Raw genomic sequence first — 26,350 nt, forward strand, 5'->3', positions numbered from 1 at the left:
TGGCCACCGTCGCATCCGGCCGAACGACCGCTGCTACGGCAGGAACTCGGGTACGTCGTCGTATGCGGTGGGCTCGTCGATCGCCTGGGACAGCAGTGGGACGGCGGCCACTTTCACCTCGTACGGCGACAGTGCGCGACGGTAACTGCCGATGTTGACCCATTCCATCGTCAAGGCGACCAGTTCCGGGTCGTCCGCGTTCCGCCCGGCCCGGGCGGCGACGAACCCCTTCTGCTTCCCCAGGACCTCGACCGCGCCCCATAGCCGCTCGAAAAACCCCGGCTGCTCCCCTGGTTCCACCCGGAACCTGATCACCACGAACACGAGGTCCACTGTAAGACCTGGAACAATGGGGAGATGAGTTCCCCCAGCGGTCAGCCGGAGAGTCCGCTCCGGCAGCGGATCACGAAGTTCAGTTACCCGTACGTGGCGAAGCTGCACGGGATGCCCACCCTTACCCTGCCCGCCATCACTCTGGTGCTGGCCCTGGCCGGAGTCCTCGCTCCGCTGGTGATCGCAATCCCGGCGCTGATCCTGCTCGCGCTGCTGCTGGCCTGGCTCGGGTTCCTGTCCTGGCCCGCCGTCGGCACCGGTCCGCGGTTCCTGCGCGTGTTCTCGATCCTCATCATCCTGCTCTTCGCGGTCTCCAAGATCGCCAGCAGCTGAGCCCGGCATTTGGTTAGGGCACGGCCAGCCGATCGTTGCCGCGGGCACCTTCCTGCCCGCTGAGCTCAGCCTGAGGCCTCGAGTCCCAGGCCCAGCAGGTGTTTGCGAAGGCAGCCGAGTTCTCCCGCGATGCGTTCGGCCAGTTTCTCCTGCGTCCGTGGTATCCGCGGCCACGTGTAGACCTCCGACTCCAGATGGTGCGTCAACGGGTGACCACCACCAACGAGGCGGTTCAAGCAGTCGTCGAGTACGCCGTCCGTGCCGGTGAGCGGAGGCGGTAACGCCTTGTGCACAGGGACATGCGCATGCATCCGCCAGGCCGCATGACCCGACAACTGGTAGGCCAGCTCGACGTCGTCAACACCGGGACCGCACCACTCCCGGACCTGACGCAGGTACTTCGGATCACCCAGCTTCGCGAGCGCTCGACGCCCCGAGTAGTCGGACGGATCCGCGAGCTGGGGCGCCGCGGACAGCTGTGCCTTCACCACATCGATGCCCGCTCGCCACAGCGTTTCGAAGCCACGATCGGGTTCCTCGAACTGCACAGCCAGATGGCAGGTGTCGAAGCCGAGTCCGATCGCCGAGCCCCCGGCGTACGGGCTGGCATAGCGGCTGAGCCAGGCGGCGGCCTGGCCGAGCATCTCCAGGACGCAGCCCGGCTCGGGTTCGACCGCGATCCGGATCCGGCGGCCCGTGCGCGCCTCGGTCCGGGCGAGATGCCGCTCGACCCGGTCGAACGCCTCCCGCGCCGCGGCGTTGCGGGCCTTCGACCACGGCACCCGCCAGGCGAGCGGCAGCGTCGAGATCGAGCCGTACGCCGCATCGCCGGGGAGCAACTCGGCCAGGACATCAACCAGGTCGAGGGTGTAGCGGAGCCGCTCAGGCTCGGTCCAGTCCGGGCAGTAGACCTTGGTACCGACGATCTCCTCGGTGAAGAAGCTGTGCGGGATCCCGTTCAACGTGACGACTTCGAGCTGGTTGCGACCGAGCGCCCGGCGCAGCCTGTTGAGCGCGGCCGGCGAGTTCGCCAATCGGTCGGCGAGCGTGCTCGGAAACCACAGGCCGACACCGAGCACCGGCACGTCCAACTCCTTGCGAACCAAGGACGCGCAGCCGTCGAGACCGGCGATCACGCCGTCCAGATCGCCGGCCGGATGGACGTTCGCGCAGTACCCCAGGTGAACGGCCGAACCGTCCCGATGCCGAAATCTCATCAGCACTCCTCACCCCGTTGCAGCCACGGAAGGTAATTGTGAGCGGACTCTCCGTGACCTACTCAGCACTCTAGGAGCCTCGTGCTCCCGGGGGAAGAGGAAGGTGCGCAGCTATACCGGTTCGTGAACGTGCTCGGGCTCGGTCGAGATCAGGTCGCGGGAACGATCGGCCACCGCCATCGCAGCCAGGGCCGTCGTGAGCGGGACCGCGGCGATGATGCCGAGGCTGCCGACCAGACCGCGAACGATCTCCATGGCCACCATCTCGGTCGAGATCACGTACCGGCCGGGAACACCTTGGATCGCAAAGGTCATCAGCACCGGCAACGAGGCACCGGCGTACGCGAGCACGAGTGTGTTGACGACCGACGCGACATGGGCGCGGCCGATCCGCAGGCCCGCACCGACCAGCTCACGCCGGGTCGCGGCCGGGTTCGCAGCGGACAGTTCCCAGACGGCCGCGGCCTGCGTGACGGTCACGTCGTCGAGTACGCCGAGCGCCCCGATGACGATGCCGGCCACCAGCAATCCCTTCAGGTCGACGCCGGGCACCAGTGCCTGCACCCCGGAGGCACCCTCCGACGCCAGTCCACTCAGTTGGCAGAACTTGGTGAAGAACCAGCCGAGCACCACGGTCAGACCCAAGGCCGCGATCGTCCCGGACAAGGCGATCGAACTCTCCGCATTGATCCCATGCGTGAGGAACAGCGCGATCGCCATGATCACGGCTCCGCCGACGACCGCGACCAGCAGCGGATTCGAGCCCTTGAGGATCGCGGGCAGGATGAACTGGGTCAGCGTGACCGCGGTGACCGCCAGCGCGATCAAGGCCGCGAAGCCCCGCCATCTCGACAGCGCCACCACGGCGACCGCGAAGATCGCGGCCAGCAGGAGCAACGGCATCGTCCGGTCGTGGTCGACGTACTGGTAGCGCTGCTCGAGCGGGGCACCCTTCTGAATGCCGAGCATCAAGGACTGCCCGACCTCGATCTTCAGCGGAGCCTGGCCGGCCTTCGGCACTTGGACCGGCACCGACTTGCCCAGGTCCGGCCCGCTGGTCAGCTTCATCGTGGCCTCGTCGCACTGATCCTTCTTCTCGGCGCACGGCTTCAGCGCGGTGACCTCGCCCCTGGCCGAGTCGGTCTGGTACGACGCGACCTTCACGCCACCGCCGGGCCACATCACGATCATGGCGATCACCGCGGCCGCGAGAAGCGGCGCGAGGACCGCCGCGACCACAATGCGGACGCGCCGGGCGACGATCGCATCCGAGTCGACCACCGAGGTATCCACCACATGATCGCCATGGCCGTGCCCGTGACCATGCCCGTGACCCTGCGGAATATCGATCTTCCGGCGCCGGTTGGGACGACGGTCGGCACGGCGGCGTCCAACGCTGCGACTGGCCATGGATGAACTCCCTGTTTTGACAATCAGTTCCAACTAAATGAAAATGATTGTCATGAGATCTCGTCTTCGTGCTGTCATCGCCGGCGCCACTGCCCTGGCTGCCGTCACCCTGGCCGGATGCGGCGGCTCGTCCGCCAGCGGCTCTGCTGACGGCAAGCTCGACGTCGTGGCTTCGTTCTACCCGCTCGAGTTCATCGCCCGCACAGTGGGGGGTGACGCGGTGCACGTGACCACGCTGACCGCACCTGGTGTCGAGCCGCACGATCTCGAACTCACCCCCAAGCAGGTCGGCACGATCGCATCGGCGAAGCTCGTCGTCTACGAGAAGAGCCTGCAGCCGGCGGTCGACGAAGCGGTCGAGCAGAACGCCAAGGACGCCGGCTTCGACGTCGCCCCGGCGGCCAAGCTGGAGGCGACCGGCGCGGACTTCGAGGAGCACGACGAGACCCAGGGCGCGGCCACGCCGGGTGACACGGTCACGCCGGCGGCGTACGTCGCTCCCGCCGCGCACACCGACGACGCGCTGGACCCACACTTCTGGCTGGACCCGATCCGGTACGCCGACGTCGTCAAGGCGGTCACCGACAAGCTGGTCTCCACCGACAGCGCCAACGCCGCGGGCTACCAGGAGCGGTCGAAAGCCCTGCTCGCCGACATCGGCAAGCTCGACACCGACTACAAGACCGGCCTGGCCAACTGCCGGCTCAAGACCTTCGTGACCAGCCACCAGGCCTTCGCCTACCTCGCGAAGCGATACGGTCTGACGATGGTCGGCATCGCCGGGTTCACTCCGGACGCCGAGCCGACCCCGGCCCGGATCAAGGAGGTCCAGGACATCGTGAGGGCACAGAAGGTGACCACGATCTTCTACGAGGAGCTGGTCAGCCCGAAGGTGGCCGAGACGATCGCCCGTGACGTCGGCGTGCAGACCGCCGTACTGAGCCCGATCGAGGGCCTGTCCGACGCGAACTCGCAGGAGACGTACCTGACCCTGATGCGGGAGAACCTGCAGGAGCTCCGGAAGGCGAACAGCTGCGCGTGACATCACAACCACCGGACTCCGCTCCGCCGGCCGTCCAGGTCGCCGATCTCTCGGTCGAGCTGGGTGGCCGGCTGATCCTGCGCGGCGTCGACCTGCAGATCCGCCAGGGCGAGGTGGTCGCCGTCCTCGGCACCAACGGCTCCGGCAAGTCCACCCTGATCCGGACCGTCGTCGGTCTGCTGCCCGCGGCCCGCGGACAGGTCCGCCTCTTCGGTACGCCGGTCCCCCGCTTCCGGCAGTGGAAGCGCATCGGGTACGTTCCACAGCGCATCACCGCGGCAGGCGGCGTACCGGCGACCGTGTACGAAGTGGTGTCGTCCGGGCTGCTGTCGCAGCGGCGGCTGTTCACTCCGATGCACGCGTCCGGCAAGCAGGCAGTCGAGGACGCGCTGCGGATCGTCGACATGGCCGACCGGCGCAAGGACGCCGTGGCGGAGCTGTCCGGTGGGCAGCAGCAGCGAGTCCTGATCGCGCGAGCGCTGGTGTCCGACCCGGAGCTGCTCGTCCTCGACGAGCCGACAGCCGGAGTGGACCTGGCCAGCCAGCAGATCTTCGCCGACGCGATCCGGGACCGGGTCGCGCGCGGCACCACGGTGGTGATGGTGAGCCACGACCTCGGCCCGATGGACGCGCTGATCGACCGGTCCGTCGTCCTGCGCCGCGGCCGGATCGTGTACGACGGCCCGCCGCACGCCTCCCAGACCCACGCCCATGTTCACCACTCACACAGCGGCGACGAACCGGGGTGGCTCAGCTCATGACCATGTTCCAACTGGAGTTCATGCAGCGGGCGCTGATTGCTGGGTTGCTCACCGGACTGTCCGCGCCTGCGATCGGCACCTACCTGGTGCAGCGGCGGTTGTCGCTGATGGGCGACGGCATCGGGCACATCGCGATCACCGGTGTAGCGCTCGGCCTGCTCACCGGCACCGCTCCGGTGTTCACCGCGGTCATCGTGTCGATCGCGGGCGCAACGGCGATCGAGCTCGTCCGGGCTCGCGGCAAGGCCAGCGGCGACGTCGCCCTCGCTCTCCTCTTCTATGGCGGCATCGCGGGCGGTGTACTGCTGATCGGCCTCGCGGGCCAAGGTGCCGCCACGCTGAACACCTATCTGTTCGGCTCGCTGACCACAGTCTCGTCCAGCGACCTGTACGTCGTCGTCGGACTGGCTGTGACCGTCCTGGTGGTGGCGATCGGACTGGGCCCTCAGTTGTTCGCGGTGTGCCAGGACGAGGAGTTCGCCCGGGTGACCGGCCTGCGGGTCCAACTGCTCAACCTGCTCATCGCAGTCATGGCTGCTGTCACTGTGACGGTGGCGATGCGGACTGTCGGCCTGCTGTTGGTGAGCGCACTCATGGTCGTCCCGGTGGCGACGGCACAGCAGATCACCCGGTCGTTCCGCAGTACGTTCGTCACGGCGTGTGTCATCGGTGTCGTCGCCTGTCTGGCCGGCATCATCACGTCGTACAACGCGAACGTCGCTCCCGGCGCGACCATCGTCGTACTGGCCCTGGCCGGGTTCGTGGTGGCGGCAACGGCCGGCACCCTGATCCGCCGCCGGCAGGGCCGGGTCGCGCCGCTGGCCGACGCGGAACCGGAGGTCGGCGTACCGGCACCGGAGCCGCATGTCGTGAGCGCCGGGCACCCACATGCGCACAATCCGCAATGCGGCCACACCAAGGTCGAGCACGACGACCACGTCGACTATGTCCACGACGGTCATCTGCACGCCGCGCACGGAGACCATTGGGACGAGCACTGACATGAACGCCGACTTGCCGACTTCTGCGAGAATTGACGCGGACCAGAGAACAGGAGGAACGGTGGCCATCGGAACACGCTCGACCCGTCAGCGCGCGGCGGTAGCGTCGGCGCTCGACAATCTCGACGACTTCCGGACCGCCCAGGAGATCCACCAGGAGCTCCGGTCCTCCGGTGAGGCCGTCGGCCTGACCACTGTCTACCGGACCCTCCAGGCGCTGGCCGACTCGCGGGAGGTCGACGTACTGCGGACCGCCGACGGCGAAACGGCGTACCGGCGCTGCTCCAAGGGTCATCACCACCACCTGGTCTGCCGCAACTGCGGCCGCACCGTCGAGGTCGAGGGCCCGGCGGTGGAACGCTGGGCCGACAAGGTCGCGGCCGAGCACGGCTACGCGGACATCAGCCACACGCTGGAGATCTTCGGCACCTGCGGGGACTGCCAGCGGCCTGCCTGAGCAGTGTGGGCCAGGTCACCTTTGCGTTTGAGCGCACTCTAAGGCGTACGGTCGAAGACATGACCACGACCGAGCTGACCGCACAGGAACGCTGGCAGGCGATCGCCGCTCACCACGGGGGCCCGGAGCCGATCGACGCCGACCTGTTGTGCCTGCTCGATCTGCCGGACGACCTGCCCGAGCGGATGACCATCGCCGAGGCCGCGGACGTCACCGGGCTCACCGCCCACACACTGCGGTACTACGAACGGATCGGACTCGTCCGCGTGGAGCGCGACGACACCGGCTACCGCAGCTACGACCGGCGGGCGCTGGCCCGGATCGTGTTCGTCACCAGGCTGCGCGTGTCCGGCATGCCGATCGGCACGGTCAGCCACTACCTCGACCTGGTCGAGGAGGGCGAGCACACGGGGCCGCAGCGGCTCGCCCTGATGGAGGAGCACCGGGCCAGGATCAAGCAGCAGTTGCACGATCTGCGGCTCGCGCTGGCGGTGACCGACTACAAGATCACCGTGTACGGCGGCACCGCCGAACCGTAAATCACCTTTTCGCCCGGCCGACGGACGCTCACGAGTCCTTCGGTGGGCGGAGCCATGCCAACTTTTGGGAGTGGACAGATGAAACTGGGAAGCACTGGAGCCGAGGTCAGCCGGCTGGGACTGGGCTGCATGGGAATGAGCTTCGCGTACGGCACCCCCGACGACCCCGAATCGATCGCAACACTGCACCGTGCCCTCGATCTCGGCATCACGTTCCTCGACACCGCCGACCTGTACGGCTTCGGCGCGAACGAGGAGCTGGTCGGCCGGTCCATCGCCGATCGCCGGGACGAGGTGTTCCTGGCGACCAAGTTCGGCATCGTCGGCGATCCCCGCGCCGCCGCTCGCAGCGCCGTGAACGGCTCACCCGAGTACGTGCGGTCGTCGATCGACGCGTCGCTGTCCCGGCTCGGCGTCGACCACGTCGAGCTGTACTACCAGCACCGCGCGGACCCCGACGTACCGATCGAGGAGACGGTCGGGGCGATGGCGGAGCTGGTCGAGGCCGGGAAGGTGCGGTACCTCGGGTTGTCGGAGGCCTCGGCGGACACCATCCGGCGGGCGCACGCGGTCCACCCGATCACGGCGGTGCAGTCCGAGTGGTCGCTGTTCAGCCGCGACATCGAGGAAGCGGTGCTGCCGGCCTGCCGGGAGCTCGGCATCGGGATCGTGCCGTACTCGCCGCTCGGCCGCGGCCTACTCACGGGCGCACTGCCGGCGGACCTCGCGGACGACGACTTCCGGCGTACGCTCCCTCGCTTCACCGGCGACAACCTCGAGGCGAACCTCGAGCTGGTGGAGAGGGTCCGCGCGATCGCCCAGCGGTACGACGCGACGCCGGGCCAGGTGGCACTCGCCTGGGTGCTTGCACAGGGCAATGACGTGGTGCCGATCCCGGGTACGAAGCGGCGGCGCTACCTGGAGGAGAACTGGGCCGCGGTCGACCTGAAGCTCTCCGACGAGGACCTCGCCTCGCTGTCCGGGCTCACGCCGGCAGGCGCTCGCTACCCGGACATGAGCTGGGTCGGGCGCAGCACCGCACCGCGGGCCTGATAAACTCTTCCGCAGTAAGCCTTCCGTACCGGATCTTCTTCCGGCGGGAGGCTTTTCTGCGTTCTCACACCCTTTGAGGAGATCAATGTTCGTACGGCGTGCCACCGCGGAGGACCGAGTCGTGATGGAGAGGTTGTGGCTGCTGTTCCGGCACGACATGTCCGAGTTCCAGGGCCAACTGCCCCGGCCGGACGGGAGCTACCGGACCGAGTGGCTGGAGAAGGTGCTGACCGGGGACCCGGAATGGGCCGGGTACCTGTTCACCGACGGCGAGAGCCCGATCGGCTTCTGCTTCATGCGGGCGCTGCAACAACCGGTCCACGTCCTGAACGCTTTCTTCATAGTGCGGCCGGTCCGGCGCAACGGTCTGGGACTGCGTGCGGTGCTGGACGTACTCGCACACCACCCTGGCCCCTGTGACGTCGCGTTCCAGGACAACAACGAGAAGGCCGTCCGCTTCTGGCAGCGCGTCGCCACCGCGGTCTCCGGCGACGTCTGGACCCAGGAGCGTCGCTCGATCCCGGGCAAGCCCGACGAGAAGCCCGACGTGTGGATCTCGTTCAAGGTGGCCTAGAACACGACCACCGAGCGCAGCACGTCGCCGTGGTGCATCTTTGTGAACGCGGCCTCGACCTCGTCCAGGGCGATCGTCTCGGAGACGAACCGGTCCAGTGGGAGCCGGCCCTGCAGGTGGAGGTCGATCAGCAGCGGGAAGTCGCGGCTCGGCAGGCAGTCGCCGTACCAGCTCGACTTGAGTGAACCGCCGCGGCCGAAGAAGTCGAGCAGCGGCATGTCGAGCGTCATGTCCGGCGTCGGTACACCGACCAGCACGACGGTGCCGGCCAGGTCGCGGGCGTAGAACGCCTGCTTCCAGGTCTCGGGCCGGCCGACCGCGTCGATCACCACGTCCGCCCCGAACCCACCGGTCAACTCCTGGACTGCCTCGACGACTCCGTCGTGGTCCAGGTCCTTGGAGTTGATCGCGTGGGTCGCACCCAGCTCCCGGGCCACCGCGAGCTTGCGTTCGTCGATGTCGAGGGCAATCACCTTCGACGCGCCCGCGAGCCGGGCGCCGACTACGGCCGCCGTACCGACGCCACCGCAGCCGATCACAGCGACGCTGTCTCCGCGGCCGACGTTCCCGGTGTTGATGGCGGCACCGAGCCCTGCCATCACGCCGCACCCGAGCAGGCCGGCTACCTCGGCCTTGGCGGCGGGGTCGACCTTCGTGCACTGGCCGGCCGCGACGAGGGTCTTGTCGGCGAACGCGCCGATGCCGAGCGCCGGGCTCAGCTCGGTGCCGTCCTTGAGCGTCATCTTCTGCTTGGCATTGTGGGTGTTGAAGCAGTACCACGGGCGGCCGCGCAGGCAGGCACGGCAGTTGCCGCAGACGGCCCGCCAGTTCAGTACGACGAAGTCCCCGGGCTCCACGTCCGTGACGCCCTCGCCGACCGACTCGACCACGCCTGCCGCCTCATGGCCGAGCAGGAACGGGAAGTCGTCGTTGATGCCACCCTCCCGGTAGTGCAGGTCCGTGTGGCAGACACCGCACGCCTGGATCTTCACCACCGCCTCGCCCGGGCCGGGATCGGGGATCGTGATCTCCTCGATCGACACCGGCTTGCCCTTGCCTGCCGCCACCACTCCACGCACCGTCTGAGCCATGCCCAGACGCTAACCGGCTGCGGGTGGTCTCGTCATCTCACGGCGTGCCTAAGAACAGGACGTAGTCGTCTACGTATATCCCTCGTCACGCCTGATCATCACCGCTGTTTGCCCTCGCCGACCCACTACCTCCTGTCCGTAGGACACGGTCTGTCCACCGGTCGGGGGACAGCGAGTCCGCCGGGCGACGCTCCCGGGGGACGGGGCGCGGCAGGGAAGGTTGAGACATGCAGACAGACAACGCAGTGAGGGTGCGGGGGCTGGTGAAGCGGTACCCGGACAAGGTGGCCGTCGACGGGGTCGACCTGGACATCCAGCACGGTGAGGTGTTCGCCCTGCTCGGGCCGAACGGCGCCGGCAAAACGACGACCGTGGAGATTCTGGAGGGGTATCGCCACGCCGACGAGGGCGAGGTCAGCGTGCTGGGCAACGATCCGGCGCACGGGGGCCGGCAGTGGCGGGCGCGGCTCGGCATCGTGTCGCAGACCTCCCGCGACGAGGCCGAACTGTCCGTCGCCGAGCTGGTCCACCACTTCGCCGGGTACTACCCGAACCCGCGTGACCCCGACGAGGTGATCGCCGCGGTCGGTCTGGAGGAGAAGCGCCGTACCCGGACCCGCAAGTTGTCCGGCGGTCAGCGCCGGCGCCTCGACGTCGCGCTCGGCGTGGTCGGCAACCCCGAGCTGCTGTTCCTGGACGAGCCGACCACCGGGTTCGACCCCGAGGCGCGCCGGCAGTTCTGGACGCTGATCGAGAACCTGCGCACCGAGGGCACCACCATCCTGCTCACCACCCACTACCTGGACGAGGCCGAGCACCTGGCCGACCGGGTTGCCGTGATCGCCGACGGCCGGATGATCGAGGTCGCGACCCCCGACACGCTCGGCGGGCGCGGTGCTCGGACCGCACGGGTCTCCTGGCTGTCTGCCGACGGGATGCGCGAGGTGCGCACCGATCACCCGACCGCCGAAGTCGCGCGCCTGATGGCCCAGTACGACGGCGAGGTGCCGGAGCTGCAGGTACGGCGGCCGAGCCTGGAAGACATCTACCTGGAACTGATCGGGGCGGTCGCGGCCGCTCCGGTCCTGGAAGGAGCGGTTCGATGAGCACGGCGTTGCCCTCCCCCCTCAAGATCGGCGTCTCGCGGACCCGCCTGGAGGTGAGGGAGTTCTTCCGGGAGCGGGAGCAGCTCATCTTCACGTTCCTTTTCCCGATCATCTTCCTGGGCATCTTCTCCGCCGTGTTCAGCGGCACCGACTTCTCCGGCGGCGTCGACGCTGCCACCTACTTCACTCCGGGAATGATTGCCTCCGGCATCTTCCTGACCAGCTTCCAGTCGCTGTCCATCGGCATCGCGATCGAGCGCGACCAGGACGTGCTGAAGCGGCTGCGCGGTACGCCGATGTCCTCCCAGTCGTACTTCATCGGCAAGATCGGCGTCGTCCTGGTCACCTCCGTCCTGCAGTTCGGCCTGCTGCTCGCGATCGCCGGCCTGCTGCTCGGCGTCGACATCCCGAGCGAGCCGGAGAAGTGGCTGAACTTCGTCTGGATCTTCATCCTCGGTACGGCGTCCGGGTGTGTGCTGGGGATCGCGTTCTCCGTCGTACCGAAGTCCGGTCGGGCCGCATCCGCGGTGGTGACGCCGGTGGTCCTGCTCCTGCAGTTCATCTCCGGTGTGTACTTCGTCTACAGCAGCCTGCCGGCCTGGATGCGCACGGTGGCGGAGATCTTCCCGCTGAAGTGGCTCGCGCAGGGCATGCGGTCGGTGTTCCTGCCGGACGGGTTCGAGGTGAACGAGCCGGGCGGTTCGTGGCAGCTCGGAACCGGTGCGATCGTGCTGTCGGTCTGGCTGGTGGTCGGCCTCCTCGTTGCCCAGCGCGTCTTCCGCTGGACCCGCCGGGACGCGGGCTGATGAAGCAGCACCCCGGTACGGCGTCGGCCCCGGTGGCCCGGCGCCGTACCGTGTCCGCCGGGGGCGCACCCCGTGTGTGGGTCCTGGTGTGGAGGAAAATGGTGACCGTGGATGCGACGAAGCGGGTGGACCAGCCGGTCTGGACGCGCACGCTGGTCGGTTGGCACGTCGTGTTCTGGGTTCTGCTGGCGACGACGCTGGCGGTGTCCTTCACGGTCGACCTGAGCCCGGTCCGGCGTGCCTTCTTCGTCGGTGCGGTGGTGGTGCTCGGGGCGGCGTACCAGTTCATCGGGCTGCCCGCGATCAGGTCCCGGCGGCGGCTGCCGTCGCATGCCTATCGATTGATCATGATCGCGTGCCTGATGGTGCTGGTCGGGCTGTTCCCGCAGTCGGTGTTCCTGATGTTCATCGTGTCGGCACAGATCTGGTTGCTCGGCGAGGACGTACGCGAGGGTGCGGCGCTCAGTGTGCTGCTGGTGATCGGGGTCGGCGCCGCGCAACTGTGGAGCGCGGGGTGGGGCTGGGACACGTTCTGGGAGGTCCTGCCGTGGATGCTGGTCAGCCTGGTGGTGAGCCTGCTGTTCGGCATCTGGATCGAGAAGGTGATCACGCAGAGCGAGCAGCGGGCGGAGCTGATCGAGCAACTGGAGTCGGCCCGCGACGAACTGGCCGAGGCGCACCACAGCGCCGGCGTGATGGCCGAGCGGGAACGGATGGCCCGCGAGATCCACGACACGCTCGCGCAGGGCATGACCAGCATCGTGATGCTCGCCCAGGCGGCCGCCGTCGAGCTCCAGCGCGGCGGTACGGACGGAGCGGCGGCACGGCTGGCCGCGATCGAGGACACGGCCCGGGAGAACCTCGCCGAGGCCCGCGCGTTGGTTGCCGCGTTCACCCCGGTTGCGTTGTCGGAGGCAACGTTGACCGAGGTACTACGTCGGCAGGCCGAACGGTTCGCGGCCGAGACCGGTGTCGACGTACAGGTGTCGCTGGATCTGCCGGACGAGGAGGTCGCGGCGCTACCGCAAGCGCAGCAGGTCGTGCTGCTGCGGGCCGCTCAGGAGGCGCTGGCGAACGTACGGAAGCATGCGCGGGCGACACAGGTCCTGATCACGCTGGGGTTGTCCGACGGCCGGGTATGGATCGAGATCCGGGACGACGGGTCCGGGTTCGCGCCGGCAGCAGTGTCCGGGGGCTTCGGGCTGGCCGCGATGCGCGGGCGGGTCGAGGAGTCCGGGGGTTCGGTGCAGGTGGAGAGTGCGCCGGGCCGGGGTACCAGGGTCCAGGTGTTGATGCCGGCTGGTCAGGAGGACGTGTGATTCGGGTTCTGGTGGTCGACGACCATCCAGTCGTGCGGTCCGGGCTGACCGGCATGCTCTCCGTCACCGAGGACATCGAGGTGGTCGGCGAGGCCGGCGACGGTTCGGAGGCCCTCGCGCTGGTCGAGTCGGCGCGGCCGGACGTCGTACTCATGGATCTGCGGATGCCGCGGACGGACGGGGTCACTGCCACCGGCGCGATCGTGTCCGGGTATCCGTCGACGCGCGTGCTGGTGCTGACGACGTACGACACCGACACCGACATCCTGCACGCGGTCGAGGCGGGCGCGGCGGGATATCTGCTGAAGGACACTCCGCATGCCGATCTGCTGGAGGGGATCCGGGCGGCGGCGCGTGGAGAGACCGTGCTGGCGCCTCCGGTCGCGGCGCGGCTGATGTCGCGGTTGCGTACACCTAGTACGCCGCCGGTCGCGCAGCCGTCACCGCGTGAGCTCGAGGTGCTGGCGGCTGTCGCGCGTGGTTTGAGCAACGCGGAGATCGGGCGGGAGCTGTACATCGGCGAGGCCACGGTGAAGACGCATCTGCAGCGGCTCTTCACCAAGCTCGACGTGGACGACCGGACTCGCGCGGTGACGGTCGCCTACGAACGCGGGTTGTTGCCTAACCCTCGTACTACTTGACGCTCGTCGGGTTGACGCTCGCCGGGTTGACGCTGGTGGGGTTGACTTCGTTGGGGATGGCGCCGCCGTAGCGGCGGTCGCGCTGGGCGTAGATCTCGATCGCGCGCCACAGGTCGCGACGGTCGAAGTCCGGCCACAGCGTGTCCAGGAAGACCATCTCGGCGTACGCGAGCTGCCAGACCAGGAAGTTGCTCGTCCGCTGCTCGCCCGACGACCGGACGAACAGGTCGACCTCGGGGATGTCCGGCGCGTACAGATGCCGCGCGATCGTCTGCTCGGTGATCCGGCCCGGCTTGAGCTTGCCCTCGGCAACTTCCACCGCGATCTTGCGCACCGCGTCGGCGATCTCGGCGCGACCGCCGTAGTTCACGCAGAACTGCAGCGTGATCGTGTCGTTGCCCTTGGTCCGCTCCTGCGCGTACTCGAGCTCGTCGATCACGCTCTTCCACAACCGCGGCCGGCGCCCCGACCACACCACCCGGACTCCCATCGCGTCCAGCTCGTCCCGCCGGCGATGGATCACCTCACGGTTGAACCCCATCAGGAACCGCACCTCTTCCGGCGACCGCGCCCAGTTCTCCGTCGAGAACGCGTACGCCGAGATGTACTTCACCCCGATCTCGATCCCGCCCTTGATCACATCCAGCAGCGCAGCCTCCCCCGCCCGGTGCCCCTCCGTCCGAGCCAACCCCCGCTGCTTGGCCCACCGCCCATTCCCATCCATGACAATCGCCACGTGCTTCGGCACCAACTCCTTGGGCACCCCCGGCACCACAGCCCCCGACGGATGCGCCTCCGGCGCCACCACCACCTTCTCCCCCCGCGACCCCTCCACACCCCGACGACGACGACCAATAGGCGACATACCCAAATCCTCCCCCACACCCCCACCCACCGCCCCTGCAGGGGCCTGTGGATAACTCCCCCGTCCGCCCGATCGAGGCCAATAGACTCGCGATCATGGATGCGATGCCTGGGCGCCCCGAGGTCTTTCTGTTGGAGGACGACGAACGGGTGGTCGTGCCTGGCGGACCCACGCTCGTCGGGCCGCACGGGGAACGCCGCGAGATCCCGGCCAAGGTGTACGACGTGATGCGGTTCGTCGAGGCGGCTCTGCTTCAAGGTCTGGCTGTTCAGGTCACACCGTTGCGGTCCGAACTGACGATCGACGAGGCGGCGGACGCTATCGAGATGGATCGCGACGAACTACGGCTGTACGCGAGTCGCGGCGACCTTCCCATCCGGTCGTCCGAGTACGGCGACTGGGTCCGGCTGGCCGACGTACTCGCGTTGAATGCGCGCGTCAACGCCGAGCGCGAGCAGGCGCTGCAGGCGATGGCCGAGGACGACGGCTCCGGCGCGGGCCGCTGACATCGCCAGACGCCCTCGCGCGTTCCTCGATGCCAACGTGCTCCTGGGACAGCTGACGACCGACATACTGCTGAGCCTCGCCTACGAGCGGCTGCTCGTGCCGAAATGGTCCGCTCAGGTCCTCGACGAGGTGAAACGGAATCGTCCGGCGGGAGTCACGGCAGAACGAATCGACGCCCGCTTCAGCCAGATGAACAAGGCCTTCCCCGCAGCGCTGACCTCCGGGTACGACGCACTGATGCCAGAGATGCACGCTGACCCGAAGGACACCCATGTACTCGCCGCAGCGGTGCACTCGCGGTCCGACGTCCTGGTCACCGAGAACCTGAAGGACTTCGACCCGCCATTAACTGGCCCGCACGCCATGAAGGTCGAGCGAACCTCAACCTTCCTGAACCGCCTCCTCGCCGAGAACCCGGACCGAGTCCTCGCCACCCTGCACACAATGCTCCACCGCAACCGCCGCGAGCCACGAACCATGCCGGAACTCATCACCAAACTGGCCTCACAACACGACCTCAAGTCATTCGCGCACAACCTGAACTCCGTTATCCCGCCTCACCAACGCGCGGTGCCAGCCGAGGCCCCACTCGCGATCGCTCTCAACGGAACAACCCCACCAACGAGAGCGCCCCTCCGTCCCACGACCACCCCCGAACCACACACCGCCCACCAACCGCCGTCGCAGATCCGCAACCTCAACCGCGGCCTCTGAGCACGTTCGTCGGCAGCGAGTCACGCCGAGCGGTGCTGCTGGGCATGCACCTGCGCACTTGTTCGAGCTCGAACCCAACCTGGCGCAAGCCTCCGAGACGCCCAGCCCTGCCTCACTCGCACCATCCAGGCACCTGTGGACAACTGCCCCATCCGAACACCCTCCGTATGACACCCTTACACCAACAGCAACCTCAGATCGGAGCCAGATGACCCACCGACCGGCCCTCGGACCCGCCACCGCAGCCATCTGCGCTCTCCTGGCACTAACCGCCTGCCAAGCCTCCCCCGAAGCCGGCCACCCCAACACCACCCCCACCTCCCCTTCCCCCACCCCAACGGCCCCTTCCACTCCTACCTGGACGCCGGAAGAGCAAGCGGCAGTAGATGGCGCTCAGGCTCGCTACCGGGCTGCACGAGCCGCGATAGACAAGGCCCTGAACGATCCGACGAAGTCGAGCCGTGCACCCCTCGAAGCGGCGGGCCTGGGTGGCAGTTGGATCATCGCGGCAATCGATGATGTCCGATCACTACGCCAAAACGGCTGGTATCGGGCCGGAAGCGTCCAGGTTCGCTCGCTGAATGCCCAAGCTGTCAGTCTGGACGGCGCTCAACAGGAAGTCACGCTGCGGTCCTGCGTGGATTCCTCCGCGACAGCTCTCCACTTCCGGAAGGACCGGAAGGTCGTCCCGGTTGGACCTGAAACCAGCCGGCGAAACTCATTTACTGCGAAGGTCGTATACGCGGATCGACCTGGAACCACAGAGAAGATGTGGTTTGTCGTCGAAGAAAAGGCAGTCGGAAAATGCTAAGGCTCGCCTTTCGTATCGCACTGTTCACCCTCATCGCGGCGACCATCTCGGTCGGTCCTCTTCGAGTTGCTCTGGCTGGACTAGTCATCCCACCGAAGCCCGGACCAGGGTACAAACTCGTTTGCCTGAAGACCGAGCCGGTCTGCACCTGGATCCTGAGCTCCTACGGCAGCGACGACGGCGGCACTGGATCGAAAGGCCACCCCCCAGAGAAGGCCTCGGATGCAAAGAAGATCTGCCAGTTTGGCGGCGCCGCTCAGGCATGCACGGATGCCGAGCTCGGCAAATGGTCGAACAGCCAGCAGTGCTATCTGAAGCGCGAGTATCCACCTCCCCCCTTCACCGACCCGCGTTGGCAGGGGCACACAGATGGAAGCATCTGGGCTTGCGTGCGGGAGCAGGGGTATGACCAGGGGCGGCATCTTGTGACCGAGTGGGTGTGGTTGCCCGGCGAGCCCGACACGGTGGTGATTGATCCGGTTACGTTGGCTTATCGGGCGGTGGCGGCTATGCAGTTGGCTCCGCCTTTGGTGAAGTCGGCGCCTGGGGTGGGGCAGGTCGGGCTGGTGAATATGCCGGTGTGGTTGTGGGTGGAGAAGACGGAGAACACCTGGGGTCCGATTGTGCGGAGTGCGAGTGTTCCGGGGTTGTCGGTGACGGCTACCGCGCATGTGAAGGCGGTCGACTGGGCGCTTGGCGATGGGAACACGGTTCGGTGTGAAGGCTCAGGTACGCCGTACAGCAAGGCGATGGGCATCAAGGACTCCCCCGACTGCGGGCATCGGTACAAGAAGACCTCGCGGGAGTTGCCGAAGTGCACCTACCCAGTGACCGCCACCGCGCAATGGGACATCACCTGGCAGAGCACGCTGGGCGACACCGGACAGATCTCCATGACCCCGCAGGCCGCCACTCAACTGCGGATCGGTGAGGCGATTCCTGTGCTGGTTGATCCTGATGGAGGCGAGGTCACAGCGCCGGCTAAGGATGGCTGTGGATAACTCGGACTCTCGTTGCCGCGGAACGAATACATTCAGAGCATGAGTGGACTGCTTGGCGTTGACGAGCTTCGTGCGGATCTGGCTGGCGTACTGGCGAGATTCCGGGGTGGACGTACTCGGGCCTTCAGCTTTGGCGATGGTGAGCCGGAGGCCGTGATGCTCACGTACGACGAGTTCGAGGATCTCGGCGGGGAGGCCAAGTTCGGGGCCCTGGGCGGGGCGGTGGAGCCAGGTGAATTGGCGACGCGGTTGCGCGGGGTTGTAGAAGCCTGGCGGGTCGGCCGTGGAGCGCCAGTTGTTTGGGGGTACGACGGAAAACCGGAGGCAGTTGTGATGTCGACGGCGCAGTACCGGGACTTGCGGGGGGATGATCAGCCGCCGGCGGGGGTGGTTGATGATCCGACTGTTCGTGCGTATGCCAGTGAGCCGTTGCCTGGTAGTCGGCCGTTGGATCTGGATGAGTGGGCGGCCTCGATGGGGCCGGAGACGCAGGAGATCCTCGAGGAGCTGCGCCGGGAGGATCGTGAGGGTTCGTGAGTCGGGCCGGGGTGTACCGGCTCGTGGCTGGGCCTGAGTTCGATCTGGACTTTCGGCGGATCGATCGGGCAGCGACCAACAATCCCCTCGGACCTGAGGCGGTACTGCGACGCCAGGTGCTGCGCGTCATGCTCGACCTGGCTAACGGGAAGACCGACGGTCATCATGCGCTCGGGTTTGAGCCGGGCAAGGGCGATCTGCGGGACTGCGTGACGGCGTACGTGCAGTCGGATCCGCAAGGCAGGGCGGACTATCGGTTGGTGTTCCGGGAGATGTCGCCCGCGAGTCCAGGGGACTTTGCGCGGCGCGAGTTGCTCGCTGTCAAGCCGCGGGAAGGTCGTAACAACATCTATGCGCATGTTTGTGCTCGGCTGAATCGGGGTTCGTACGACCGGCAGCCGGGGCTTGACCGGTTTGGGGAGCGAGGGCCTGGGTCGGGTGGGAACGAGCTAGACCGGCAGGCGGAATTGGATGTCAAGCGGGCTATAGCTCATGCGTGGGCGGGGCAGCAGCCGTTGAGGAGTTCGCGGCCGCTTGGTGTCGGCGGGCGGACGGGTGGTTCTCCAAGTGAGGCGCCGGGGCGGCGGCCGATCGGGGCGCGGAGTGGGCCTACTGGGTGGCCGGAGTGGGAGCGGTAGGGCGGTCGGGGGTGAGGTCTAGGTGGGGGAGGGAGCGGAGCTGATGGTCTTGGTGGTAGGTGAAGAAGGCGGCTATCAGGCCGGTGGCTTCTCGGCGGGTTCGGGGGTCTGCTTGGAGGGCGGTGGGCCAGTCGCCGGTGAGGAGGGCGGAGAGGTGGGTGACGGTGGTGGGGGCCGGCATGGCTGAGGCCGGCGGGCGGCAGGAGGAGCAGACCATGCCGCCGGAGGCTGGGTTGAAGGCTCGGTGCGGGCCTGGTTCGCCGCAGCGGGCGCAGTCGGCGAAGGACGGCGCGTAGCCGGAGATCGCCAAGGAGCGGAGGAGGAAGGAGTCGAGGACGAGGCCTGGTTCGCGTTCGCCGGTGGAGAGGACGCGGAGGGCGCCGGCGAGCAGCAGGTGCTGCTGGGTGGCGGGTTCCTTCTCCTCGACCACGAGACGGTCGGCGGTCTCGAGGAGGACGGTGCCGGTGGTGTACCGGGCGTAGTCGCCGACGATTCCTTCGCCGTACGCCGCGATCGAGACGGCCTGGGTGACGACGTCGAGGGTGCGGCCGGTGGCGAGTTGGAGGTCGACGTGGCTGAACGGTTCGAGGCGGGCACCGAAGCGGGAGGACGTACGGCGGACTCCTTTGGCGACCGCGCGGATCTTGCCGCGGCCGCGGGTCAGCAGCGTCGCGATCCGGTCCGCCTCACCCAGTTTCTGGGTGCGCAGCACGATCGCCTCATCCCGATAGAGCGGCACGCGGTCAGTGTCTCATCCGGGGGCGACAATCTCCTCGAGGCCCAGGGGCGCCCGCCCGGTGATGTCTTGGACGGCGGTGGAGATGTGACTTAGTTCGCCGCTGGCGATGGCGGCGTACGACGTGACCCAGCCGGCTACCTCCCAGGCGGGGGCGCCGTAGCACTCGCGTGAGCGGTAGGCCTCGTCCAGGGTCTCGGGCTCGTAGCGGACCTTCCGGCCGAGCGCGTCGGACAGTACGCCGGCCGCCTCGGCCAGCGTGAACGCGGAAGGACCCGTCAGCTCGTACGTCGCCCCAGCATGCGCCGAGTCCGCAAGGACCCGGGCCGCAACAGCAGCCACGTCGTCGCGGGCGACCGCCGCGACCCGACCGTCCCCCGCCGGACCCCGGATCACTCCGTCCTCACCGACGAACCCCGGTACGAAGTCCAGGTACAGGTTGTCCCGCAGGAACGTGAACTCCACGTCCAGCGACCGGATGTGCTGCTCGGTATGCCAGTGGTCGCGGGCGAAGGTGAACGTCGCCCCCGGTGCGGCTCCGGCGAACGACGTGTACACGATCCGCCGTACGCCGGCCGCCACCGCCGCATCGACCGTTGCCTTGTGCAACGCCACCCGATCCGCCGACTCCGTTGCGCTGAGCAACATCAGGGTGTCGACCCCGTCCAGCGCGTTCAGCAGTGCCGCGTGCTCGCCGTACGCCGCCTGCGCCACCTCGGCACCAGGGAGCGAAGGAGCCCGCGCCGGATCCCGCACGAGCAGCCGCTGGGGTACGCCGGAATCCGCCAGCAGCCGGGCGATCCGGGAACCGAGCTGCCCGGTGGATCCGGTGACGCCGATCACTTGCCCACCAGGTCCATCCCGCCGTCGGTATAACGCTGCCCGGTCGCCGCATCAGCCGGGAACGCCGCGTCCAGAGCGGCGAGCTCATCAGCCGTCAGCGTGATGTCGGCGGCACCGAGGTTCTCGGCCAGGTACTTGCGCCGCTTCGTCCCCGGGATCGGCGCAACGTTGTTGCCCTGAGCAAGCAGCCACGCCAGCGCGAGCTGACCGGCGGTCACACCCTTCGCCGCCGCCAGCTCCCGGACCTTCTCCACCAGGTCCAGGTTGCGCTGGAAGTTCTCGCCCATGAACCGCGGCAGCCCGCGCCGCATGTCGTCCGGCTCGAAGTCGTCCGGCGACTTCAGCTGCCCGGTCAGGAACCCTCGCCCGAGCGGGCTGAACGGCACGAACCCGATCCCGAGCTCGCGCAGCGCCGGCAGTACGACGGTCTCCGGGTCGCGCGTCCACAGCGACCACTCGCTCTGGACGGCGCTGATCGGGTGCACCGCGTGCGCGGCCCGAACCGTGTCGCCGTTGACCTCGGACAGGCCGAGGTACCGCACCTTGCCCGCCTCCACCATCGAGGCCATCGCGCCGACGGTCTCCTCGATCGGGATCTGCGGGTCCTTGCGGTGCAGGTACCAGAGGTCGACGTGGTCCACGCCGAGCCGCCGCAGCGACGCATCGATCGCCTGCCGCGCGTAGCCGGGCGACCCGTCGACGACGTTCGGGAGCGCCGTGCCGCTCGCGGGCTTCTTGAAGCCGAACTTGGTCGCCAGCACCACCTGGTCGCGGCGGCCGGCCAGCCCGCGGCCGACGAGTTCCTCGTTCGCGCCGTCGCCGTACACGTCGGCGGTGTCGATGAAGGTGCAGCCGGCGTCGATGGCGGCATGCAGGGTCGCGATGGACTCCGCCTCGTCCGTGGTCGCACCGTAGGACTGGGACATCCCCATGCAGCCGAGGCCGAGGCAGGAAACGGTCAGGTCACCGAGCTGGGATTCACGCATGTGCCGAACCTACCGTCGTCACCGGTTGCATAGGGCAACCCCCCTCGGGCGATCACCGTCCGTGATCGCGTTCCTGCCTAGACAACAACTCCATGACATTTCGCCACGGTCAGGCACACCCGCCGCCGCGTTCCGTATCTTCAGGCGCGAGCGAGCCGGGCGAGCGAAACACTGGGGGTGGCTGAACACATGTTTCTCCGGAGGGCGCTGCGGTATCGGTGGTCCCAGGCGCTGGTGCTGGCCGGCGTCAGCCTGCTGATCGGGACCTGCGCCGTGTTCGCGCCCTGGTACGCCCGGGCCGTCGAGCAGACCGTGACGACCGAGACCCTGACCGCGCAGCGCCTGACCGCGGCGTGGCAGATCGAGGGAGCGCCCCGCGGCCGGGCACAAGGCCCCGGCACCGATCGGCCGGAGAGCCTCGACCAGTTGGTTCCGTCCGACCTCAAGCCGCTGTTCTCGCCGCCCGTGCACGGCATCCACACCGACATCGGCTGGCGAGTCCAGCCGGACGACGACGCGGTCGCGGGCCGGCTGATCTGGCGCGCCGGGTACTGCGAGCAGCTCATGCTGGCCCAGGGCCGCTGCCCGACTGCCCCGAACGAGGTGATCGCCTCGACCGCGGACACCGGCACCTGGCAGTTCAAGGTCGGCACCGTTCTCACTGGTAAGTCGTCGGACGCCGGAGCCGAAGGGGACCAGAAACTCACGGTCGTCGGCCTGTACAAGCCGAAGCAACCTCGGGCCGACTACTGGTTCGGCGCCTACCCGACCGGGCACTCCCGCAGGCCCGGCACCAAGGATCCGGGCTCCTCGGACTTCCTGTTCACTCCGCGTACCACGTTCGACGGGGACCAATGGTCGCCGCGGATGACCGCCGACACCGCGCCGATCCCCGGTGTGGCGCGGATCAACGACCTACCCCGATTGCAGAACGCCACGGTCACGGTGAACGGCAACGCGGTGGAGCAAGGCATCTACGCGGAAACCACGTCCGGACTCGCCTCACTGGTCGACCGGATCCAGAGTGAACGGAAACAGGCCACCACGATCATCCCACTGATCATGGTGCAGGTCGCCCTGTTCGGTGTGGTCGTGCTGGCCCTGGCGCTCGGGGCTGTGGTCGACCAGCGGCGGCCGGAAATCGCTCTTGCACGTCTGCGGGGGTCATCTGCCCGCCGTACCGCACGCTCACTGTCCGCCGAGCTCGGGCTGCCTGTGCTGGTCGGTGGGCTAGCAGGTGCTCTCGGTGGGTTCGGACTGCTGCTGATCGTCCGGGCGACCTGGCTGCGCCACGGCTCCCCCCTCGAGTTGCCGTGGACAGTGCCGGTGGCGCTGGCCGTTGCCGTCGTCCTCTCGCTGATCGTGGTGGCGCTGCAGGTTCGCGGCGGCGTACGGCAGCCGATCTCGAGCCTGCTGCGTCGAGTGGTCCCACGACGGCGTGGCAGGGCGATCGGGGTGCTCGACCTGTGCGTCATCGTCTTCGCGGTGGCTGGTCTGGCGGCCGCGCTCACCGGTGACGGCCGTGGGCCGCTACCCGTTCTTACTCCAGCCCTGCTGGCGCTGGCGGTCGGGCTCACGTTCGCTCATCTCCTGCTCCCCATGGCGGGCCTGATCAGTCGGCAGGCCGCGCGACGCGGACGGCTGGGCCTCGCGCTCGGTGCACTGCAGGTCTCCCGTCGGCCCGCGGTCACTCGCATCGTCGCGGCGGTCGCGGTGGCCGGCGGACTGGTCGCGTTCGCCGGCCAGGCGGCGTCGGTCGGCGACCACAACCGGGACACCCGGGCGGGCTATGAGACCGGAGCCGAAGCGGTACTGCGGATGAATGCCTTGTACCTGAACGAGTTCACCCGAGCGGTCGACCAGATCGATCCGGACCGGCACTGGATGACCCCGGTCGTCACGTCGCGACCGCCCGCACCGGACTCACTGAAGTCGATGATGATCGAGCCGGACAGCTTCCGGCGGATCGCGTTCCGCGGCGATCTGATGACGGATGCGGAGGGCTGGCAGACGCTGAAGGCACCCGCCGGGCTAAAGCCGATCGAGTTCCGCAGCTCTCAGCTCACCGTCACCGCCTCGACCGGTCCGATGAAGCCGCTCGCCGCGCAGACAGTGAACGGCACGCAGACGGCAACCGAGCCGCCGAAGTCGATCGTCCTGCGGGCGAACGTGGTGAGTCTGCGCAACGGGGGCCGCTACCTGGTCACCTTCCCGCCGATGCCGCTGGTCCCGGGCAAACCGCTCCAGTTGCGTGCGGCGGTCGACTGCCTGGGTGGCTGCCAGTTGCTCCGGCTCGGCATTGGTCGCGAACCACTCGACCAGGCCGGCGTCCAGGGCGACGTGACCATCAGCAACATCTCCAGCGAAGACCACCCGTCCATCCCGATCGGATCGCCGGACACCTGGCAACCGGTCCGGCAACTCGGCTCCGACCAAGGATCCGTCACCGCCAAGGCAGGCGGATTGTTGACAATCGCCGTGAAGAGCCTGGGCAACGACCAGTTCCTGCAGTACGCGACGGTGCCCCCGCTGATCCCGGCGCTGGTGACGTCGGAGTTCCCGTTCGACGACGGCGCGAGCACGAGCCCCGCGATCGACGGCACACCGCTGACACTCGCCAAGGTCGACCGGCTGACAGGCCCGGTGGATCGCTACCCCGATCGCACCGCAGTGGTCGATCTCGAGACAGTACGGCGGCTGGCCGGGAGCGTCGACGAGGGCGGGACGGACTACGAGCTCTGGCTGAACGCGGACGGCCTGGCGAACGTCGACACGATCACTCAGAAGCTCAGCAAGGCAGGGTTCGCGGCCGAACTCGTCGACCGCCGGGCCGACCGGATCGCCTCGTACGGGCGGTCGGCGAGTGCACTCGCGCTGCAGCTGACGCCGGTTGTCGGCATCGCGGGGTGGGCGCTGGCGCTCGTCGTACTGCTGCTGACCGTGGTGACGTCTTGGCGGTCGCGGGCGCAGGACTACGCGAGCCTGCGGATCACCGGCGTACCGTCCAACACCACAGGTCGAGCTGCCAGGTGGGAGCAAACCGGACCGGTCGCGCTGGCTGTACTGCTGGGGTCGTTGTGTGGAGTGGTCGGCGCGCAGATCGCACTGCCGCTCATACCCCTGTTCGCCGACACCGGCGGGCCGATACCCCTGGAGCTCGCGACCAACTGGCCCGTCGCGCTGGTGCTGTGGATCGCCGGTACCGCAGTCCTCGCCGCAGCCACCCTTCTGCTCGGCACCGGGGTCAACCGACGCGCCGGCTACAGCCGGATCCGGGAGGAGCTGACGTGACTGGTCTGGCGATCAGTACGACGGGCTTGGTGCACATCTACCGTGCGCACGGGCATGACGTCGCCGCGTTGTCCGGCATCGGGATCACGGTCCGCCCTGGTGAGCTGGTGGGACTGCTCGGTCCGTCTGGTGCCGGCAAGTCGACGCTGCTGCAACTGTGCGGCGGTCTGCTGACTCCGAGCGCCGGCCGGCTGCAGATCGGTGAGCACAACGTCGCCACGATGACCGAGGCCGAGCTGGACCGGATGCGCGCCGCCGACGTGGGCATCGTGCTGCAAGGCGCCGGCCGGAACCTCATCCCCTACCTGACGCCCACCGACAACATCCGCTACGCACAACGCGCCGCTCCGCGCGGCCACGAGCTGCCGCAGCCGGACGACGTACTGCACATGGTGGGACTGCGCGAGCACGCCAGTACGCCGTTGACGTCGCTGACTCCTGGGCAGATCCAGCTGTGCGCGGTGGCGGTCGGGATCGCGACGATGCCCGGTCTGCTGCTGGCCGACGAGCCGACCAGTCAGCTGGATCACCAGGCCCGCGACGAGGTGCTCGCGGCGATCCGGACGATCAACGCCGAGACTGGGATGACCGTGCTGCTGATCACGCACGACCCGGAGGTGGCGGCGACGTTGCCGCGGACCATCACGATCCGGGACGGGCGGATCGCGTCCGAGGGCCGGTCCGGTGAGGAGTACGCCGTGGTGGCAACCGACGGCTCGTTGCCACTCCCCCCGCACGTGGCCGAGCTGCTGCCGGCCGGGACGCTGGTGCAGGTGACCACCGACGACGGCGAGATCCGCCTCACCCCGATCGAGCAGGAGGGCCCACGGTGATCAACGTCGACAATGTGACGGTCGCGTACGGCGACTTGGTCGCGGTGGCGGACGTGTCGTTCACGGTGCCGCCCGGGTTCGTGCTCGCCGTCAGCGGACCGTCCGGCGCCGGCAAGAGCTCGTTGCTGTGGGCAATCGCCGGCGCGGTGCCGGTGAAGTCCGGCCAGGTCGAGGTGGACCGGCTCGTCATCACCGATCGGCCGAAGGCTGCCGCGCACGGCGTCGTACTGATCCCGCAGGGCAACGGGCTCGCGCGGGTGCTGACCGCGCGCGAGAACCTGACCATCCCGCTGCTGGCCGGCCGCAAGCCGAGCGGCGACGCGGAGCTCGAGGAGGTCGACCGGGCGATCACGTCCGCACTCGAGTCCGTCGGGCTCGCGGACAGCGGTGATCACCTGGTCGAGGAGCTGTCCGGTGGCGAGCAGCAGCGGGTCGCGGTTGCGCGCGGGATCGCCCAGCAGGGCAAGGTGATCCTGGCCGACGAGTCCACCAGCGAGCTGGACAGCACCAACCGCGAACGCGTCCTCGACCTGCTACGAGCTCAGGCCGACCGCGGCGCCGCCGTCATCATCGCCACCCACGACCCGAGTGTCGCGGAGAGCGCCGACGGCCACGCGCTAATGGACGAAGGCCGGCTGAGCTGGGTACGACGGCTGTGAGCTTCCGACGTCGGGACCGACGAGCACCGGGTCGAGCTGGATCCTGGTGACACCGAGCGGCGCGAGCACCTCGTGCAGCGTCTCCTCGTCCATCCGCAGCCACTCCTGCCGCGGTCCGGTCGCGGCCCGCAGGTGCGCCAGCGTCGTGAACGCGATGCCCACCCGCGGCCCCTCCGGCAACCGGCCGGTCTGCAGCGTCGCCGCCGCGCCCACCGACCGAACAGGAACAAACCAGTCATCACTATG

Annotated in this window: 28 protein-coding genes; 19 read left to right on the forward strand and 9 right to left on the reverse strand. The window is 68.2% G+C overall.

The features are described 5' to 3' along the window. Nucleotides 1-33: 33 nt before the first annotated feature. The gene (locus OG817_RS22750) at nucleotides 34-324 is read right to left on the reverse strand and encodes an antibiotic biosynthesis monooxygenase family protein (protein ID WP_406046686.1); all 291 of its coding nucleotides are present in this window, start codon (nucleotides 322-324) and stop codon (nucleotides 34-36) included. Nucleotides 325-357: 33 nt separating this feature from the next. On the opposite strand from OG817_RS22750, the gene OG817_RS22755 reads away from it, so the two are divergent. Next, nucleotides 358-666, forward strand: coding sequence for a DUF6703 family protein (locus OG817_RS22755; RefSeq protein WP_406046687.1), 309 nt, complete (start codon nucleotides 358-360; stop codon nucleotides 664-666). A 65-nt stretch (nucleotides 667-731) separates the two neighbouring features. Here OG817_RS22755 and eboE read toward each other — a convergent pair whose 3' ends face one another. Continuing rightward, entirely contained in the window at nucleotides 732-1,883 is a 1,152-nt protein-coding gene (gene eboE, locus OG817_RS22760; protein WP_406046689.1) for a metabolite traffic protein EboE, read from the reverse strand. Nucleotides 1,884-1,994: 111 nt separating this feature from the next. Beyond that, the gene (locus OG817_RS22765) at nucleotides 1,995-3,293 is read right to left on the reverse strand and encodes a YibE/F family protein (protein ID WP_406046690.1); all 1,299 of its coding nucleotides are present in this window, start codon (nucleotides 3,291-3,293) and stop codon (nucleotides 1,995-1,997) included. Nucleotides 3,294-3,345: 52 nt separating this feature from the next. Here OG817_RS22765 and OG817_RS22770 point away from each other — a divergent pair, with 52 nt between their 5' ends. From OG817_RS22770 to OG817_RS22800, 7 genes are all read left to right on the forward strand, one after another. After that, the gene (locus OG817_RS22770) at nucleotides 3,346-4,335 is read left to right on the forward strand and encodes a metal ABC transporter substrate-binding protein (RefSeq protein ID WP_406046691.1); all 990 of its coding nucleotides are present in this window, start codon (nucleotides 3,346-3,348) and stop codon (nucleotides 4,333-4,335) included. Next, nucleotides 4,332-5,096 carry a metal ABC transporter ATP-binding protein gene (locus OG817_RS22775; protein ID WP_406046692.1) on the forward strand — a complete coding sequence of 255 codons (765 nt, stop codon included), beginning with the start codon at nucleotides 4,332-4,334 and terminating at the stop codon, nucleotides 5,094-5,096. Before OG817_RS22770 ends, OG817_RS22775 begins: the two co-directional genes overlap by 4 nt. Continuing rightward, complete coding sequence (locus tag OG817_RS22780; RefSeq protein WP_406046693.1) at nucleotides 5,093-6,097, forward strand: metal ABC transporter permease; 1,005 nt, start codon at nucleotides 5,093-5,095, stop codon at nucleotides 6,095-6,097. Before OG817_RS22775 ends, OG817_RS22780 begins: the two co-directional genes overlap by 4 nt. Before the next feature lie 61 nt (nucleotides 6,098-6,158). Continuing rightward, on the forward strand, nucleotides 6,159-6,554 hold the full coding sequence (locus tag OG817_RS22785) for a Fur family transcriptional regulator (protein WP_406046694.1): 396 nt from the start codon (nucleotides 6,159-6,161) through the stop codon (nucleotides 6,552-6,554). A 59-nt stretch (nucleotides 6,555-6,613) separates the two neighbouring features. Continuing rightward, on the forward strand, nucleotides 6,614-7,093 hold the full coding sequence (locus tag OG817_RS22790) for a MerR family transcriptional regulator (protein ID WP_406046695.1): 480 nt from the start codon (nucleotides 6,614-6,616) through the stop codon (nucleotides 7,091-7,093). A gap of 78 nt (nucleotides 7,094-7,171) precedes the next feature. After that, nucleotides 7,172-8,146 (forward strand): aldo/keto reductase, encoded by a 975-nt coding sequence (locus OG817_RS22795; protein ID WP_406046696.1) that lies wholly within the window; start codon nucleotides 7,172-7,174, stop codon nucleotides 8,144-8,146. An 85-nt stretch (nucleotides 8,147-8,231) separates the two neighbouring features. Continuing rightward, nucleotides 8,232-8,720, forward strand: a complete 489-nt coding sequence (locus OG817_RS22800; RefSeq protein WP_406046697.1) for a GNAT family N-acetyltransferase — start codon at nucleotides 8,232-8,234, stop codon at nucleotides 8,718-8,720. Here the strand turns inward: OG817_RS22800 and OG817_RS22805 are convergent. Beyond that, nucleotides 8,717-9,811, reverse strand: coding sequence for an S-(hydroxymethyl)mycothiol dehydrogenase (locus tag OG817_RS22805; protein WP_406046698.1), 1,095 nt, complete (start codon nucleotides 9,809-9,811; stop codon nucleotides 8,717-8,719). The two genes, OG817_RS22800 and OG817_RS22805, sit on opposite strands and share 4 nt — an antisense overlap. Nucleotides 9,812-10,038: 227 nt before the next feature. Here OG817_RS22805 and OG817_RS22810 point away from each other — a divergent pair, with 227 nt between their 5' ends. The 4 genes from OG817_RS22810 (at nucleotide 10,039) to OG817_RS22825 (ending at nucleotide 13,683) form a co-directional block, all read left to right on the forward strand. Then, complete coding sequence (locus OG817_RS22810; protein ID WP_406046699.1) at nucleotides 10,039-10,917, forward strand: ABC transporter ATP-binding protein; 879 nt, start codon at nucleotides 10,039-10,041, stop codon at nucleotides 10,915-10,917. After that, complete coding sequence (locus OG817_RS22815; RefSeq protein WP_406046700.1) at nucleotides 10,914-11,723, forward strand: ABC transporter permease; 810 nt, start codon at nucleotides 10,914-10,916, stop codon at nucleotides 11,721-11,723. The genes OG817_RS22810 and OG817_RS22815 overlap by 4 nt, the downstream gene beginning before the upstream one ends. A gap of 98 nt (nucleotides 11,724-11,821) precedes the next feature. Further along, nucleotides 11,822-13,042: a sensor histidine kinase gene (locus OG817_RS22820; RefSeq protein WP_406046701.1), complete on the forward strand. Its 1,221-nt coding sequence runs from the start codon at nucleotides 11,822-11,824 to the stop codon at nucleotides 13,040-13,042. Then, nucleotides 13,039-13,683, forward strand: coding sequence for a response regulator (locus OG817_RS22825; RefSeq protein ID WP_406046702.1), 645 nt, complete (start codon nucleotides 13,039-13,041; stop codon nucleotides 13,681-13,683). The genes OG817_RS22820 and OG817_RS22825 overlap by 4 nt, the downstream gene beginning before the upstream one ends. Here OG817_RS22825 and OG817_RS22830 read toward each other — a convergent pair. Continuing rightward, the gene (locus OG817_RS22830) at nucleotides 13,676-14,548 is read right to left on the reverse strand and encodes an isoprenyl transferase (RefSeq protein WP_406046703.1); all 873 of its coding nucleotides are present in this window, start codon (nucleotides 14,546-14,548) and stop codon (nucleotides 13,676-13,678) included. The two genes, OG817_RS22825 and OG817_RS22830, sit on opposite strands and share 8 nt — an antisense overlap. A 95-nt stretch (nucleotides 14,549-14,643) precedes the next feature. Here OG817_RS22830 and OG817_RS22835 point away from each other — a divergent pair, with 95 nt between their 5' ends. The 4 genes from OG817_RS22835 (at nucleotide 14,644) to OG817_RS22850 (ending at nucleotide 18,118) form a co-directional block, all read left to right on the forward strand. Further along, nucleotides 14,644-15,054, forward strand: a complete 411-nt coding sequence (locus tag OG817_RS22835; RefSeq protein WP_406046704.1) for a hypothetical protein — start codon at nucleotides 14,644-14,646, stop codon at nucleotides 15,052-15,054. Next, complete coding sequence (locus OG817_RS22840) at nucleotides 14,978-15,769, forward strand: PIN domain-containing protein (RefSeq protein ID WP_406046705.1); 792 nt, start codon at nucleotides 14,978-14,980, stop codon at nucleotides 15,767-15,769. Before OG817_RS22835 ends, OG817_RS22840 begins: the two co-directional genes overlap by 77 nt. 804 nt (nucleotides 15,770-16,573) lie before the next feature. Next, the gene (locus OG817_RS22845) at nucleotides 16,574-17,581 is read left to right on the forward strand and encodes a hypothetical protein (protein ID WP_406046706.1); all 1,008 of its coding nucleotides are present in this window, start codon (nucleotides 16,574-16,576) and stop codon (nucleotides 17,579-17,581) included. Nucleotides 17,582-17,620: 39 nt separating this feature from the next. Beyond that, nucleotides 17,621-18,118: a hypothetical protein gene (locus OG817_RS22850; protein WP_406046707.1), complete on the forward strand. Its 498-nt coding sequence runs from the start codon at nucleotides 17,621-17,623 to the stop codon at nucleotides 18,116-18,118. Between the two features lie 609 nt (nucleotides 18,119-18,727). Here OG817_RS22850 and recO read toward each other — a convergent pair. Genes recO through OG817_RS22865 form a run of 3 tightly spaced genes read right to left on the reverse strand, consistent with a single transcriptional unit; the run spans nucleotide 18,728 to nucleotide 21,321 of the window. Beyond that, nucleotides 18,728-19,495, reverse strand: coding sequence for a DNA repair protein RecO (gene recO / locus OG817_RS22855; protein ID WP_396394704.1), 768 nt, complete (start codon nucleotides 19,493-19,495; stop codon nucleotides 18,728-18,730). Nucleotides 19,496-19,507: 12 nt separating this feature from the next. Beyond that, a complete protein-coding gene (locus OG817_RS22860; protein WP_406046708.1) occupies nucleotides 19,508-20,335 on the reverse strand; it encodes an SDR family oxidoreductase in 828 nt (275 codons plus the stop codon). Then, a complete protein-coding gene (locus OG817_RS22865) occupies nucleotides 20,332-21,321 on the reverse strand; it encodes an aldo/keto reductase (protein ID WP_406046709.1) in 990 nt (329 codons plus the stop codon). Before OG817_RS22865 ends, OG817_RS22860 begins: the two co-directional genes overlap by 4 nt. Nucleotides 21,322-21,510: 189 nt before the next feature. Between OG817_RS22865 and OG817_RS22870 the strand changes: the two genes are divergently transcribed. From OG817_RS22870 to OG817_RS22880, 3 genes are read left to right on the forward strand one after another with little or no spacing between them, the layout of a single operon-like run. After that, a complete protein-coding gene (locus tag OG817_RS22870; protein WP_406046710.1) occupies nucleotides 21,511-24,612 on the forward strand; it encodes an FtsX-like permease family protein in 3,102 nt (1,033 codons plus the stop codon). Then, the gene (locus OG817_RS22875) at nucleotides 24,609-25,445 is read left to right on the forward strand and encodes an ABC transporter ATP-binding protein (RefSeq protein WP_406046711.1); all 837 of its coding nucleotides are present in this window, start codon (nucleotides 24,609-24,611) and stop codon (nucleotides 25,443-25,445) included. The genes OG817_RS22870 and OG817_RS22875 overlap by 4 nt, the downstream gene beginning before the upstream one ends. Beyond that, nucleotides 25,442-26,104, forward strand: coding sequence for an ATP-binding cassette domain-containing protein (locus OG817_RS22880; protein WP_406046712.1), 663 nt, complete (start codon nucleotides 25,442-25,444; stop codon nucleotides 26,102-26,104). Before OG817_RS22875 ends, OG817_RS22880 begins: the two co-directional genes overlap by 4 nt. Here the strand turns inward: OG817_RS22880 and OG817_RS22885 are convergent. Continuing rightward, nucleotides 26,063-26,317 carry an SAV_915 family protein gene (locus OG817_RS22885; protein ID WP_406046713.1) on the reverse strand — a complete coding sequence of 85 codons (255 nt, stop codon included), beginning with the start codon at nucleotides 26,315-26,317 and terminating at the stop codon, nucleotides 26,063-26,065. The genes OG817_RS22880 and OG817_RS22885 overlap by 42 nt on opposite strands. Nucleotides 26,318-26,350 lie beyond the last annotated feature (33 nt).

The sequence above is a fragment of the Kribbella sp. NBC_00889 genome, from assembly GCF_045207705.1.
In the GTDB taxonomy this organism is placed as follows: Bacteria; Actinomycetota; Actinomycetes; order Propionibacteriales; family Kribbellaceae; genus Kribbella.